Origin of the sequence: Natronorubrum texcoconense, assembly GCF_900100335.1 — an archaeon.
Classification (GTDB): Archaea; Halobacteriota; Halobacteria; order Halobacteriales; family Natrialbaceae; genus Natronorubrum; species Natronorubrum texcoconense.
The window spans coordinates 28,679-41,438 of sequence record NZ_FNFE01000009.1 but is presented as its reverse complement, the minus strand read 5'-3'; the positions used below and the strand labels follow the sequence as shown (position 1 = coordinate 41,438).

The following is a 12,760-nucleotide window of genomic DNA, read 5'->3' as shown; positions in this document are numbered from 1 at the left end:
CCGCTCGAGTCCGAACCGACATCCCTTTTCCCCTCTCTCGCGCACTCCCGCGTATGTACGTTGGACGATTCGTCGTCGTCGGTCCCGACGTCGGCGCCTACCGCGTGTCGTCGCGCTCGTTTCCCAACCGGGAGATCACCGCTCGAGAGGACGCCCTCACCGTCGGTCCCACGGCGGACGCCCCCGAGACGGACAACCCCTACGTGTCCTACAACTGCCTGCGGGTGGTCGAGACGCCGACCGGCGAGACGGCTACCTTCGGCAACGGCTCGCACGTCGATCCGATCGCGGAGAAACTCGAGTTGGGCTACCCCGCTCGAGACGCCCTCGCGGAGAGCCTGCTGGCGCTGGATTACGAGAAGGACGACTACAACACGCCGCGGATCGCGGCGACGATCGACGGTTTGGGCGAGGCCCTGATCGGCACCGTGCGGAAGGACGCCCTGCTCGTCGAGACGATCGACGAGCCGACGCTCGTGGCGACCTACGAGAAGGACGCGCCGGAATCGTTCAGTCTCGAGGCCGACAGTGCCGAGGCGGCGGCGAGCGAGGTTTACGACCTCGAGTTCGAACACGCCGTCTGTGCGGCCGGCGTGAGTCGAACCGACGACGGGTTCGAGACGGCCATCGAGAACGGCGACTAGTCGGTACCAAAAAGGGTAGAGTAGTGGTTCGTAGCTTACGCTGGATCCGTTTTTCGGTAGTTGCTAGTAAAAGGAACCGCCACACGCTGGCGGCGATGATTTCCACACCCTCCCCAACCGATTCGTTCGCTTCGTTCACTCATCCCTCGCGTGCATTCGTCGACCGCCCTCGCGTTCGCTCGGCCGGCCCACAGCACGCGCCACTGCACGTGGGTCGATCAGTCCGTCGTAGCCGGGTTGATCCGCAGAGTGAGCGGTCGGCCAACCTACAAACCGCTCGCGGCCGTTGTCTTCGTACATGAAAGTCGGACTCATCTCCGACGTCCACGGGAATCGCGTCGCCCTCGAGGCCGTTCTCGACGACATGCCGCCCGTCGACGAGGTGCTGTGTGCGGGGGACGTCGTCGGCTACAACCCCTGGCCCGCTGCGTGCGTCGACGAACTTCGGGAGCGCGACGTGCCGACGGTGATGGGCAACCACGACGCCGCGGTCGTCGGCGACGCCCCGTTCCGATTCAACGGGATGGCGCGGGCCGGCGTCGAGCACGCCAGCGAACAGCTCTCGGAGGGGCAACTCGCGTGGCTCGAGTCGCTTCCCGATGAACGTCTCGCCTGTGACGGCCGAGTGAAACTCGTCCACGGCCACCCGGACGATCCGCAGCGATACACGCGCTACACGTATCCGCGAGAATTCTCTCCGGGGATGCTCGGCGAGGAGGACGTCCTCGTGCTCGGCCACACTCACGTCCAGGGCGTCGAGCAGTTCGCCGAGGGGATCGTCATCAACCCGGGCAGCGTGGGCCAGCCTCGAGACGGCGATCCGCGAGCGGCCTACGCGGTCGTCGACCTCGACGCGCTGACCGCCGAAACGCACCGCGTGGAGTACGATATCGACGCCGTCCAGGAGGCGGTTCGAGAAACCGACCTGCCCGAGCGGATCGGCACGCGACTCGCACGCGGGGAATAAGTCGGAGACGGCAGCGCCGTGTCGCGACGACGGGAAGCGAACCCTTTTAGGCCAACTCGCCGGTAGGTCCGGGTATGGTATCTACCGGCCAGACGGCGCGCATCGGCAGGAACTCCCCTCGTCGCGTTACCGGCCGGTGCTGTCGATCGATCGATCGCCCTGTGTCGTCCCGAGCGCATCATACGCTAACTGTCGCGTCCGAACTGGTGACCGATGTTCCAACGACTGCGTGAGGATACGCGGACGATGTGCGAACGCGATCCCGCTGCAAAGCGGTGTCTCGAGGTCGCACTCGCCTATCCCGGGGTCCACGCTGTCTGGGGCCACCGGCTCACCCACCGGCTCTGGAACGCCGGTTTTCAGTTGCTCGCCCGACTGCTTTCGCACGTCGTCCGCATGCTCACCGGCGTCGAGATCCATCCCGGTGCGACGATCGGTCGCCGGGTGACGATCGATCACGGTATGGGGGTCGTCATCGGCGAGACGGCCGAGATCGGTGACGACGTCCACATGTATCACGGCGTCACGCTGGGCGGCGACACGAACGAACCGGTCAAGCGCCATCCGACGATCGAGGACGGCGTCCAGATCGGAGCGAACGCGACGCTGCTCGGCGATATTACGGTCGGCGAAGATGCGGCGGTCGGCGCCGGATCGGTCGTCACGCGGGACGTCGAAGCCGGGGCGACCGTCGTCGGCGTGCCGGCGGAACGAGTGGATTGACGGGCTGTACTGGCTCCGTCTCGAGTCGAATTGGAGCGAGATACGGCCGAGACTACTGCTGTTCGTTGCTCACCGTCCCGTCCGACCCCGCCGGGGATCCCTCGCCGGGGACGCCCTCGCCCGTTTCGACGCTGTCTTCGGACTGTTCGGCGTCCGAGTCGGTCGCCTCGGGGTCGGGGTCGGACGTGTAGCCGAGTTCGAGGCGGAGCTTCGCCGTGCAGTCGAGTTCGGCCTCGTCGAGCTCGGTGTCGCCCTCCTGTTGGTCCATGTACCCGTTACAGCGGCCGTGTTTGACGATGGTCATCAGCGACGCGGCGGAGCCACACTCCGGACAGTCGAGGTAGTAGTTGCCCTCGTCGTTCTGATGCCACGAGTCCGGCGTGAGTTCCGTGAACGCGACGTCCTCGCGGTTCGATTGGCTCATACTCCTAGGGAGCGGGTCGACGCCGGTAAAGAAGGGCCCGGAGCACGCAACCCGGATCGGAGAGACGGAACGTCACCGAGACTGCACGGAAGGATGCTGACTCAGACCAGCGGCTCGACCAGTTCCTCGCCCGCCTCGAGCAACTCGGTCACCCGATCCTCGTCTGCGGCTTCGGCGTAGACCCGCAACACGGGCTCGGTTCCGCTGGGCCGAACGAGGAGCCAGGAGCCGTCGGCGAGCTGGAGTTTGAAGCCGTCCGCGGTGTTGACGCTCTCCACGTCGGTTCCAGCGACGCTCTCGGGGATTGCGTCCTCGAGATCGGCGAGGACTCGCGCCTTCTCCTGGTCCGGGCAGGCCACGCTGCGCTTGTTCTGGACGACGGTGCCGTGTTCCTCGAGGAGCCGATCGACCCGGTCGTCCAGTGGTTCGTCGGCGTGCATGACCGCGGCGAGTAGCGCCATCAGGACGCCGTCTTTCTCGCGGACGTGGCCGCGGACGGTGAAGCCGCCGGACTCCTCGCCGCCGACGAGGGCGTCGTGGTCGGCCATCGCCTCGGCGACCCACTTGAAGCCGACCGGGACCTCGTGGACGGTCTCGCCGTGAGCGTCGGCGACGCGATCGATCAGAAACGTCGTGGAGACGGTGCGGACGACGCCTCCCGAATCGTCCGCGAGCAGGTAGTCGTAGAGCGCGGCGAAAAAGAGATTTTCGTCGAGATACCCGCGCTCGGGCGTGACGATTGCGATCCGATCCGCATCGCCGTCGTTCGCGATCCCGAGAGCCGGGTCCGTCGCGTCGTCGGTGACGAGATCGATCAGTGCCTCGAGGTTCTCGGGCGACGGTTCGGGTGCGCCGCCGCCGAACTCGGGATCTCGGCGACAGCGCAGACACTCGAGGGAGGCCCCGGCGCGCTCGAGCAGGGCGTCGGTCGTCCCGCGTCCGCTGCCGTGCATGGCGTCGTAGGCGACCGTCAGGTCGGCAGGCGAGAGATCGGCACTGCCAGTGATCTCCTCGACCAGTTCGAGGGCGGCGTCGGCGTGGGGGGTCGTGAGATCGACCTCCTCGACGGTGCCGTGTTCGTCCTCCGGGAGGGGGTCCGGGTCGGCGAGTCGATCCGCGATGGCGTCGGTGACGTCGGGGAGGGCTGGCGCGCCGTCCTCGGGGATGAACTTCACGCCGTTGTACTCCGGCGGGTTGTGCGAGGCCGTGATGGCGAGTCCGCCCGCCAGGTCGCGCTCGATGATCGCGTGGGCGACCAGCGGCGTCGGTCGGTCGCGGTCGGGCATGATCACGTCGAAGCCGTTGGCACAGAGCACGCGAGCCAGTTCCTCGGCAAACCCGCGCGAGGTCTCGCGGGCGTCGTAGCCGACCACGACCGGGGCCTCGAGTCCTTCGTCCCGTAGGTACGTCGCGACAGCCTGTCCGACCATCCGCACGCGCGGCGCGGTGAACTCCGCTAACGTCGCCCGCCAGCCGTCGGTGCCGAAACTGATCGTCTCCATACGCGTGTCTCGTCGCCGGGCGCGAAAAAGGCGGCGCCCTCATACGGATCGTGCAGCGAGCGGGCAGAGTTGATCGTGCGTCGGAATCCGAGAGGCCTCGAGAACCCTCGACGGACACGAATCCACGCGGACGGACGAGCAACGGTGTTTTCTTGACGGACGTCTTAGCGCCGGTATGTCCGATACACCCTCCGTCGTCGCCGTCAACGGCAGCCTTCGCGAGACCAGCTACACGCGCACGGCGTTGCGCTACGCCCTCGAGGCGGCCGCCGCCGCCGGCGCAGAGACGAGCCTGGTCGATCTGGGCGAGTACGACCTGCCCGTCTACGATCCCGACGTCGACGATCCGGATGCCGCAGAGGAGGCGATGCGGATCGTCCGCGAGGCCGACGCCGTCGCGCTCGGGACGCCCGTCTACCACGGCTCGTACTCCGGCGCCCTGAAGAACTTTCACGACTTCTGCGGCTGGGACGAGTACGAGGATACCACCGTCGGGCTGCTGGCCACCGCCGGCGGTGGGAGCTACGGCTCGACGCTCGATCACCTGCGGATTACGGTTCGCGGCGTCCACGGCTGGGTCCTGCCCCACCAGGTGGGGCTTCGAAACGCCTCGAGCAAGTTCGAAGCCGACTCCGACGCCATCGACGGCCGTCGGTTTCGTGATCCGGACCTGCAGGAGCGAGTGGAGAAATTAGGGCGAAACCTCGCCGAGTACGCGTTCATCGAGCCGAGCGTGACGTCATCGCGGTCCGCAGCAGCCGACGACTGAGTCGGCTCGCGATCGAGTCCGCCGTTCCGCCTCCGCCGGGCTACCGCTGCATCCGACTCGTGGAGGTGTTGACCCGCTGCTCGAACAGTCGTTCGCCCGTCTCGTCGCAGGTCACGGCGATCACGTCGTGGGAGCTACAGCAGGATTCGACGACCTCCTCGTCCATGCTGATCTCGCCGCCGGCGCCCGGACAGGTCTCGAGGAACATCCGGAGCCCGTTGAGCACCTGCCCTTTCGTCTCGGGCGTCTGTCCGTCCCACTCGGGGGCCCAATCCGCGAGGACGCGACTGGCAGCGACGTCGGCGACCACCGCAGCGCGGGAGGGCCAGCGGCCGGCGATACCGCGCTCGCCAACGAGTAGTCGGGCCTCGTCGCGCTCCTCGAGTTCGAACTCTTCCGGTTCGGCGTCGAAGTCGAAGGCGTCGATCACGGCCGTCGCGTCGACGCCGGCCTCGTCTACCTCCTCGATCGCCGCGAGCCAGTCGACTTCGAACGCCTCGGTGAGGCAGAGGTCGTCCCGGTCGTCACAGGGCTCGAGGACGTCGTTCGCGAGGAAAAAATCCTCGAGATCGAGCGGTTCCGGTTCGGGTTCCGATTCGGTAGTACCGGCGTCTTCGGTCGCAATTCCGTCGTCGTCAGCCGTTGCCTCGGTGGCTTCGACCGCCGTGTCGTCGCCGTCGGTCGCGGCGTCGGCGTCGTCGGTCCCGTCGATCGCGATATCGGTCGCCTCAGTTCCGGCGTCGACGCCGCCGAACCCGCTCGAAACCTGGGGTTCGGGGTCCTTGCCGAACCAGCGCAGGACTTCGGGCGGCAGATACCGCTTCGTCAGCGTCGGCGTGCCGGGGACGAGATAGCCCCGCACGTAGATGAGGCCGATCGAGATGCCGACCGCGGCCAGCCCGCCGAGTTTCGTCTTGCGTGCGATGAGCGACCCGACGACCGCGGCGATCGCGAGGTTCAGTATCGTACACGGCTCACACCGATTCTCGCCGGTGTACTCCGGCTGTTTGAGGTCGGCGATGTCGATCTTCATGTCGTCTCGAAACAGGAACCGCCGCGGTATCTATTTTTTGGGAGGGTTCGGGCGGAATTCTATGCCCGACGGCGATCGGCTCACTCGAGGCCGACGAGTCGTTCTTTCCGTCGGCGAGAGAGCTGTTTGATCTCGTACTCGCGGGACATGGCGGCCGACTTCGAGTCGTAGCACTCGTGGTACTGGAGTTCGACCGGCGTGCGTCCGCGGGTGTACTTCGCACCTTCGCCGGCGGCGTGTTCGGCGACCCGTCGCTCGAGGTCGGTCGTGTAGCCGGTATACAGGGAGCCGTCGGCGCACTCGAGGACGTAGACCACGTGATCGGCCATGGCTCACGCTACGCAGGAGATCGATAAAAAGCGCAACGGAGTGGGGGCGCGTGGTCGTCGGTCGCGATGCTCGAGCGGGGATCAGGTACCGCGAGCGCGGTGTCGCGCGGCTTCCGCGATCCCGGCGTTCGCCGAGCAGCTGATACACGCGTGGATCTCGCCGTTTTCGTCGGCGAAGACGCGTGCAAAGCGCTCGGACACGTGCGCGTCGCAGTGATCACAGGTGGGCATTGGGCAATGGTCACACCGGCCTCGGCCGGTACCCGACACTATTCGGTGTGCAATAAAAAGCCTTCCCCATACACTGTTTGGCGTTTCGGATACGGGAGAATTTTTTGTCGGTATCAGGGGCTCGAGTCGCGAGCGCCGTCGATGGCTTGGGCAATGAGTGTCGCCTGCGCGCCGGCGACGAAGCCCGCGTCGATGTTGACCACCGACAGAACGGTACAGGACTGGAGCAGTCCCGCCAACGCGGCCTCGCCGTCGCCGCCGAAGCCGTAGCCGCTCGAGACGGGCACCGCGATAACGGGCGTATCGACCAGACCGGCGATGACGGTCGGCAGCGCCCCCTCGCGGCCGGCGGCGACGATCAGCACGTCGGCGGCCCGAAATCGGTCGACCTGATCCAGCGTGCGATCCAGCGCGGCGACGCCGACGTCCTCGACGCGGTCGATCGTCGCCCCCGCGTCGCGCGGCAGGAGTTCGGCCTCGTCGGCTACCGGGCCGTCGACGGTCCCCGCCGTGACGACGCCGACCGTCGCGTCGAGCGAGGGCTGGTCGAACTCGGGAGTGACGACGCGAACCGACGTGCCCCAACGTTCGAGGGTCGCGTTCGGGAAGGAGTTCTCGAGGGCGGTCTGGAGCGCGTCGAGCTGTTCGTCGTCGGTGCGAGTCAGCAGCGCCCTGTCGGTGGTCTCGAGGGCAGTTTCCGCGAGGGCGACGACCTGCGCGGGCGTCTTTCCCTCGGCGAGGATCGCCTCCGGAATTCCGCGGCGCTGTTTGCGGGCCGCGTCGAATCGGCCCGCGTCGTTGGTTGCATAGCCTCTGAGTTCGGCTTCGGCTTCGGACGGAGAGAGGTGGCCGTCGGCGACGGCCTCGAGGAGTTCGCGCATAGGGGAAGTTGGGGGGTGGGTGTACTCGAAGGTGTTGGGTTCGGGTTACACTAACGTGATGTCCGACCGATCCACACGCCTCCCACGCGTGACCTCCTGCTGTTCGGCGCTACTGCTGATTGCAGCCGGGTCTGTTACTCAGGAGAGAGTAGAAGGGATCCAGTAAGATCTCGAAGCACATCCACTGTGAGTGTGAACGACTATTCCAGCGGAGGGCTCAACCAAACCCGGTTCGGCGATAATATGCTATAGTAGCCACTGAAAGTCAATGCACACCTGATCGCACGACGGCTGGTGCGATCAGTGTGTAAATCGTTTCAGTTGTTACTATCTCTCAGTCGAAATTCCAGTCGATACTGAGGATCTGACTCTCGATATCGCCGTCGATTGCGACGATAGCACCGGTTCCGTTATCAGTGAGTTCGTCACCATCAACGGTCATCATATCACCAGTGGCCTCCAGTTCGTCCAGTTCGAACTCATCGTTGGGAACATCTCCCCGAAGGACGAACGCCGCTGCATCACCCATGCTGGTGACGGTAAACGTTATTCTCTCGTCGTTGTTATTCACGTCAACACTCATCGCTGGGTTGATCGGTTCGCTGTCCTGCTCGAGGTCGAACTCCCACTCGACACTCCTTACCAACTGTTCGTCGTTGCCGTCGATTGCGACGATTTTCGCTCTCACTTCAGTTCCCGATTCAGGCTCGAGCGTCATCGTATCACCCGTCTCCTGCAATTCGTCTAACCGGAGTTCCTCGGTACTATCGACATCGCTCCGGAGAACGAACTCCTCTGCACCACCCATCTCCGTAACCGAGAGTTCGACGACGTTCGACTCGTTGTCGACGGCCGCGTCTACAGTCGGGTCCGCAGAATCGTCTCCATTGTCACCTGTCTCGAGGACGAAAATTCCAACAACGGCTGCAAGGAGAACGACAGCCACGACTGCCACCAAAACCCCGAGAGCAGAAGATACCGCACGGTTCTCGTTGTTGCCGACGGAACGGAGGTTGATTTGCGTTGAGTCCATGTGGTGTCACAGTACTTTAACAAATATCGATAGCCAGTGTATTGTAATGATAACGGTTTGGAAAGTAAAGCCATCACACGTCCACGTGGTGGAACTGCGCCGAACCGCACCTGCGTAGGGAGCCGTACACCGCATCGGAGCGATTTCCTCGCTCGAACCGACTCGCTCGAGACCCGAATCGGACGTCCACCGACTCGAGCGTCGATCACAACCCATCGGGGACTCGAGTCGTACTCGTCCGACCCGGCAACTGCCGGGCCGGACCCCCCGAACGCCCAACCGACGGTAGGGACGCCACAGCGTCCACAGAGCGCGCGCGAGCGATTTCGACCCCAATTTCGGCGGCCGAATTCCTGTCGTTTACTCATCAGTCATATACTTTCCGGTGAATTCGGCCGTCGAAACGGGCGGGTTAACCCCTGCAACCCCCGTATCCCCGGACACAACCAGAATCTTTATATGAGGTAACGCGGAATCCGTAAATCGTATGGCAGACCTTATCGTCAAAGCCGCCGTGAAGGAAGCGCTCGATGACAAAAACGTTGCCTCGGACTTCTACGAAGCGCTCGACGAGGAAGTCGACGAGCTTCTCGAAGACGCAGCCCGACGTGCCGAAGCAAACGACCGGAAGACGGTCCAGCCCCGCGACCTGTAAGGGACGCCAACCGAGAATCATTTTATCGACGCTCCGCCCGTAGCCACTGGTTTCTGCGCGCTCGGAGCTGCCGGCGTGTCGAGCAGCTGGTACGACTCGAGATCCGGACCGCGGTTCGCTCGGACTCGAGTTCGAAACTGAATTGATCGAGTCGCTTACTCGTTTGCGGGACGGAAGATCGGATTGCTAGCGTACAGCCAGCGACGCCGAGCGTGTTGTTCACGCTGGTGGCAGTGATTTCCACGTCCTCCTCAACCGATTTCTGCTCACGGGCGCGAAGCGCGCGTTCACGGGTCACTCCGTTCCCCGTTCACCTCGCGGTTCTCGCTCACTTCGTTCACTCCGAACCGCGCACCGTTCGCACGGTCCGCGGGACCATAGGTCCCGCGCTACTCGCGACGACCTCGCGTACCTTCGAGTCGCGGTTCACTTGGCTCACGGATCGCTTCGCTCTCCGTTCGCTTTCCGAGGCGCTCCCGTCGGTCGCGCCTCGCAGCCAGCACGCGCCACCGCACGTGGTCTGGTCGGTCCGAAGCGAGAACTCAGTCACCAGACCCTGTTGGGTGAATCACTTCACAAACGCGAAAAGGCGATTATCGCCGTCGTTCCTCGAGATACTCCTTCGTCCGACCGAGCATCACGTACTCCGCTGACTGCAAGTCGGCCACCGAGGCCGAACCCGTGACGAACATCGCGGTTCGCAACTCGAGTTCGAGCGTCTCGATCAGGTCGACGACGGCGTCGGTACCCTGCCCTGCGGGGCCGAGAAACGGCTTCGCGAGGCCGCCCGCGCGGGCACCGAGGGCGATCGCTTTCGCGATGTCGAGCCCCGACCGGACGCCGCCGCTGGCGATTACGCAATCGTGGACCGACGCTGCTTCGCTCGTGCTGACGACGGTCGGCTCGCCCCACGCGCGAAACAGTTTCCCGACGTGTTCTTGTCTGGACGCGCCGACGGCGGCGGCCCGGTAGGACTCGATCCCCGACCAAGTGGTTCCGCCCTGTCCGGCGACGTCGATCGCGTCGACCCCCGCGTCGGCGAGTCGCTCGGCCGTCTCCCGGGAGATCCCGTTACCCGTCTCCTTGACGACGACCGGCACCGAGAGGTCGGCCGCGACCCGTTCGATCGCCTCGAGACAGCCTCGAGCGTCGACGTCGCCCTCGGGCTGGACGGCCTCCTGGAGGAAGTTCAGGTGGATCGCCATCGCGTCGGCGTCGATCATCTCGACGGCTCGCTCGACGTCTCCTACGTCGTACTCGAGCAACTGCGCCGCGCCGACGTTGCCGTAGAGGAAGGCGTCGGGGGCGACGTCCCGAACGACCGTGTAGGACTCGAGCAGCGCCTCGTCGTCGAGCTCGAGCCCGGCGCGCTGGCTCCCCACGCCCATGGCGATATTCGTCTCCTGAGCCGCTTCGGCGAGCGCGCGGTTGATTTTGGTCGTGTTCGGGTGGCCGCCGGTCATGCTCTCGATGACGATCGGCGCGTCGAGTTCGTGACCGAACAGCGTCGTCGTCGTGTCGATCTCGTCGCGGTGGAGCTCCGGCAGCGCTTCGTGAACGAGTTCGACGTCGGTAAAGCCCGCGCCGGACGTCTCCACGTCTTCGTCCTCGATGATTCGGATGTGATCGTCTTTCCTGTCGGATGTTTCGGGCATCGGATCGTCTCTACCGGACGCTAGCGTGAGACCATTGAAAAGGTGTCCATCGACGCCACGCGGCCGTCGTACCGGTCCCAACCACCGACGTGTCAACTGTAATCAGGGTCGCGTTTTTTCACGCTGGCTGGCGTACTCCGAAGCCACATGCTCCGGACACTCCTCGTCGCCTTCGGCTGTTTCGAGATTCTCAAACCCCAGCCGGTGATCGACGCCTGCGAACGCATCGGTCTCGAGAACCCCGAGGAGGCCCAGCTTCGACCCCACGCGCTCTGGGGAGCGCGACTCGAAGGCCTCCTAGTCGTCTGGCTGCTCGTCCGTGGTCGGGAGGGGTCGACCCTCGTCAGTACGCTGTTGGGCCTTGCCGGCCTGGTTCTGATCGCCCTCCCGCAACCGGCCGTCGAACTCAGCCAACGAGTGGTCTACGAGAACACGGACGATCTCGAGTTGAAACCCTGGATCGAACCCGCGGCGCGCGCATTGGGTGGACTCTACCTGCTCGTCGTCGTCCTTTCCAAGCGCAGCGACGAGCCGACCGCTGAGGAGTCGACGGAGACGGCGTGACTCGGGCGCGAACGTCGACGATCACGGCCAACCGTTTTGCGAGTCGCACGCGTACGGTCGATATGCGACGACCGCTCGCCCTCGCGCTGGGACTGTTGTTGAGTATCGCACCGAACCGAATCGTCGACTCCGTCGAACGGCTCGCCTTCGAGAACCCCGACGACGGCAGGCTTCGGCCGTGGACGCTGCAGGCGGGCCGATTCAAGGGGGTCGTCTTCGTCTGGCTGCTCGGTCGCCACCCCGAACACACGTCCATCCTCAAACGGCCGCTCAGCGTGCTCGGGTTGGTGATGATACTGGTTCCGCGACAGGCCCTCGACGTCGGACTCGAGCTCGCCTACGAGAATCCGGACGAACTCGAGGTAAAGCCCTGGATCCGTCCCGTAACGCGTCTCATCGGGAGCTGTTTCCTCGTCGTCGGATTGCGTGCGGTCCGTGCCGCCGGGCGGAACACCGAAGCCGCATCGTCGACGAACGCCTGATGCTCAGTACACCCGACGCTCGACCCCGTCCTCGCGACCGACGTACGTCACGTCCGCCAGCCCGACGAACAGTCCGTGCTCGAGCACCCCCGGGATCTGGGAGAGCGAGCCGGACAGCCCGTCGGGATCGGCGATCGAACCGAACGCGCAGTCGAGGACCAGATTTCCGTTGTCGGTGACGACCGGCCCGTCCTTCTCGCCGGCCTCGCGAAGCGTCGGCTCACCCCCGAACGCGCGAATGCGGTCGGCGACGACCGTGTGGGCGTCCGGCACCACCTCGACCGGAACGGGTCGCTCGAGCGTCCCCGCGAGTTTCGAGGGGTCGGCGACGACGACGAACCGATCGGCCGCCGCGTCGACCAGTTTCTCGCGCGCGTGCGCGGCCCCGCCGCCTTTTATTAGCGCGCCGTCGTCCTCCGCGTCCGGATCGTCGACCACCTGATCCGCGCCGTCGATCGCGAGGTCGACGCCGTCGACCGCGTCGAGGGTCGTCAGCGGAATCCCGACCTCGAGCGCCAACTGGCGAGACTGGAAGGACGTCGGAATCCCCCGAACCTCGAGACCATCTTCGACGTCCCGGCCGAGCGCCCTGATCGCGTGGGCGGTCGTCGATCCGGTGCCGAGCCCGACGACGAACCCGTCTTCGACCTCCTCGGCCGCGCGTTCACCCGCACGGCGTTTCGCCGCCTCGGAACCGCCTGCCGTCTTCATGCCTACTCTCGCGAGGGCCGACGGGAAAAACGTTGCAATCTCGCGGACCGGTTCGGGTGGCGGGCTCGAGTGCGTCGAGTGATCGGCTCGAATGGTGAACGCAGAAGAAGGTCGAACGGGGGCTCATACGGTTTACTGTAAGTCATTTCCGGCCCAA

At 65.1% G+C, this 12,760-nt stretch carries 16 protein-coding genes; 7 read left to right on the top strand and 9 right to left on the bottom strand.

The window, feature by feature from the left end; translation table 11 throughout:
• The first annotated feature begins 53 nt into the window (after window positions 1–53).
• The 3 genes from BLT08_RS20760 (at window position 54) to cysE (ending at window position 2,334) form a co-directional block, all read left to right on the top strand.
• On the top strand, window positions 54–644 hold the full coding sequence (locus BLT08_RS20760; protein WP_090311883.1) for an IMP cyclohydrolase: 591 nt from the start codon (window positions 54–56) through the stop codon (window positions 642–644).
• Between the two features lie 298 nt (window positions 645–942).
• The gene (locus tag BLT08_RS20755; RefSeq protein ID WP_090311881.1) at window positions 943–1,611 is read left to right on the top strand and encodes a metallophosphoesterase family protein; all 669 of its coding nucleotides are present in this window, start codon (window positions 943–945) and stop codon (window positions 1,609–1,611) included.
• A gap of 213 nt (window positions 1,612–1,824) precedes the next feature.
• Window positions 1,825–2,334, top strand: coding sequence for a serine O-acetyltransferase (cysE, locus tag BLT08_RS20750; protein WP_090311879.1), 510 nt, complete (start codon window positions 1,825–1,827; stop codon window positions 2,332–2,334).
• A 52-nt stretch (window positions 2,335–2,386) separates the two neighbouring features.
• Here the strand turns inward: cysE and BLT08_RS20745 are convergent, their stop codons facing one another.
• Both BLT08_RS20745 and BLT08_RS20740 read right to left on the bottom strand, forming a co-directional pair.
• Window positions 2,387–2,758: a hypothetical protein gene (locus BLT08_RS20745; RefSeq protein ID WP_090311877.1), complete on the bottom strand. Its 372-nt coding sequence runs from the start codon at window positions 2,756–2,758 to the stop codon at window positions 2,387–2,389.
• 101 nt (window positions 2,759–2,859) lie between these two features.
• Window positions 2,860–4,260: a phosphoglucomutase/phosphomannomutase family protein gene (locus BLT08_RS20740; RefSeq protein WP_090311875.1), complete on the bottom strand. Its 1,401-nt coding sequence runs from the start codon at window positions 4,258–4,260 to the stop codon at window positions 2,860–2,862.
• Between the two features lie 175 nt (window positions 4,261–4,435).
• Between BLT08_RS20740 and BLT08_RS20735 the strand changes: the two genes are divergently transcribed.
• Window positions 4,436–5,029, top strand: a complete 594-nt coding sequence (locus tag BLT08_RS20735) for an NADPH-dependent FMN reductase (RefSeq protein WP_090311873.1) — start codon at window positions 4,436–4,438, stop codon at window positions 5,027–5,029.
• A gap of 40 nt (window positions 5,030–5,069) precedes the next feature.
• Here the strand turns inward: BLT08_RS20735 and BLT08_RS20730 are convergent, their stop codons facing one another.
• From BLT08_RS20730 to BLT08_RS20715, 5 genes are all read right to left on the bottom strand, one after another.
• A complete protein-coding gene (locus tag BLT08_RS20730) occupies window positions 5,070–6,062 on the bottom strand; it encodes a DUF8054 domain-containing protein (RefSeq protein WP_090311871.1) in 993 nt (330 codons plus the stop codon).
• 80 nt (window positions 6,063–6,142) lie between these two features.
• A complete protein-coding gene (locus tag BLT08_RS20725) occupies window positions 6,143–6,391 on the bottom strand; it encodes a GIY-YIG nuclease family protein (protein WP_090311869.1) in 249 nt (82 codons plus the stop codon).
• Window positions 6,392–6,472: 81 nt separating this feature from the next.
• A complete protein-coding gene (locus BLT08_RS23215) occupies window positions 6,473–6,622 on the bottom strand; it encodes a DUF7563 family protein (protein ID WP_006092839.1) in 150 nt (49 codons plus the stop codon).
• Window positions 6,623–6,735: 113 nt separating this feature from the next.
• A complete protein-coding gene (gene larB, locus BLT08_RS20720) occupies window positions 6,736–7,503 on the bottom strand; it encodes a nickel pincer cofactor biosynthesis protein LarB (RefSeq protein ID WP_090311867.1) in 768 nt (255 codons plus the stop codon).
• 334 nt (window positions 7,504–7,837) lie between these two features.
• Window positions 7,838–8,449 (bottom strand): flagellin, encoded by a 612-nt coding sequence (locus tag BLT08_RS20715; RefSeq protein WP_245724301.1) that lies wholly within the window; start codon window positions 8,447–8,449, stop codon window positions 7,838–7,840.
• Window positions 8,450–9,023: 574 nt separating this feature from the next.
• Between BLT08_RS20715 and BLT08_RS20710 the strand changes: the two genes are divergently transcribed.
• The gene (locus BLT08_RS20710) at window positions 9,024–9,191 is read left to right on the top strand and encodes a DUF1931 family protein (RefSeq protein WP_005578700.1); all 168 of its coding nucleotides are present in this window, start codon (window positions 9,024–9,026) and stop codon (window positions 9,189–9,191) included.
• Between the two features lie 593 nt (window positions 9,192–9,784).
• On the opposite strand, the gene fni is transcribed toward BLT08_RS20710, so the two are convergent.
• Window positions 9,785–10,846 (bottom strand): type 2 isopentenyl-diphosphate Delta-isomerase, encoded by a 1,062-nt coding sequence (gene fni, locus BLT08_RS20700; protein WP_090311862.1) that lies wholly within the window; start codon window positions 10,844–10,846, stop codon window positions 9,785–9,787.
• Between the two features lie 147 nt (window positions 10,847–10,993).
• Here fni and BLT08_RS20695 point away from each other — a divergent pair, with 147 nt between their 5' ends.
• Together BLT08_RS20695 and BLT08_RS20690 are read left to right on the top strand one after the other, a co-directional pair.
• Window positions 10,994–11,410 carry a hypothetical protein gene (locus BLT08_RS20695; RefSeq protein ID WP_090311860.1) on the top strand — a complete coding sequence of 139 codons (417 nt, stop codon included), beginning with the start codon at window positions 10,994–10,996 and terminating at the stop codon, window positions 11,408–11,410.
• A gap of 62 nt (window positions 11,411–11,472) precedes the next feature.
• Window positions 11,473–11,892, top strand: coding sequence for a hypothetical protein (locus BLT08_RS20690; protein ID WP_090312167.1), 420 nt, complete (start codon window positions 11,473–11,475; stop codon window positions 11,890–11,892).
• Between the two features lie 3 nt (window positions 11,893–11,895).
• On the opposite strand, the gene rpiA is transcribed toward BLT08_RS20690, so the two are convergent.
• Window positions 11,896–12,603: a ribose-5-phosphate isomerase RpiA gene (gene rpiA / locus BLT08_RS20685; RefSeq protein ID WP_090311858.1), complete on the bottom strand. Its 708-nt coding sequence runs from the start codon at window positions 12,601–12,603 to the stop codon at window positions 11,896–11,898.
• Window positions 12,604–12,760 lie beyond the last annotated feature (157 nt).

Bases quoted from the DNA above. Each gene is read 5' to 3' on its own strand.
- BLT08_RS20760 (WP_090311883.1), top strand. From the start codon at position 54: ATGTACGTTGGACGATTCGTCGTCGTCGGTCCCGACGTCGGCGCCTAC.
- BLT08_RS20755 (WP_090311881.1), top strand. From the start codon at position 943: ATGAAAGTCGGACTCATCTCCGACGTCCACGGGAATCGCGTCGCCCTC.
- cysE (WP_090311879.1), top strand. From the start codon at position 1,825: ATGTTCCAACGACTGCGTGAGGATACGCGGACGATGTGCGAACGCGAT.
- BLT08_RS20745 (WP_090311877.1), bottom strand. From the start codon at position 2,758: ATGAGCCAATCGAACCGCGAGGACGTCGCGTTCACGGAACTCACGCCG.
- BLT08_RS20740 (WP_090311875.1), bottom strand. From the start codon at position 4,260: ATGGAGACGATCAGTTTCGGCACCGACGGCTGGCGGGCGACGTTAGCG.
- BLT08_RS20735 (WP_090311873.1), top strand. From the start codon at position 4,436: ATGTCCGATACACCCTCCGTCGTCGCCGTCAACGGCAGCCTTCGCGAG.
- BLT08_RS20730 (WP_090311871.1), bottom strand. From the start codon at position 6,062: ATGAAGATCGACATCGCCGACCTCAAACAGCCGGAGTACACCGGCGAG.
- BLT08_RS20725 (WP_090311869.1), bottom strand. From the start codon at position 6,391: ATGGCCGATCACGTGGTCTACGTCCTCGAGTGCGCCGACGGCTCCCTG.
- BLT08_RS23215 (WP_006092839.1), bottom strand. From the start codon at position 6,622: ATGCCCACCTGTGATCACTGCGACGCGCACGTGTCCGAGCGCTTTGCA.
- larB (WP_090311867.1), bottom strand. From the start codon at position 7,503: ATGCGCGAACTCCTCGAGGCCGTCGCCGACGGCCACCTCTCTCCGTCC.
- BLT08_RS20710 (WP_005578700.1), top strand. From the start codon at position 9,024: ATGGCAGACCTTATCGTCAAAGCCGCCGTGAAGGAAGCGCTCGATGAC.
- fni (WP_090311862.1), bottom strand. From the start codon at position 10,846: ATGCCCGAAACATCCGACAGGAAAGACGATCACATCCGAATCATCGAG.
- BLT08_RS20695 (WP_090311860.1), top strand. From the start codon at position 10,994: ATGCTCCGGACACTCCTCGTCGCCTTCGGCTGTTTCGAGATTCTCAAA.
- BLT08_RS20690 (WP_090312167.1), top strand. From the start codon at position 11,473: ATGCGACGACCGCTCGCCCTCGCGCTGGGACTGTTGTTGAGTATCGCA.
- rpiA (WP_090311858.1), bottom strand. From the start codon at position 12,603: ATGAAGACGGCAGGCGGTTCCGAGGCGGCGAAACGCCGTGCGGGTGAA.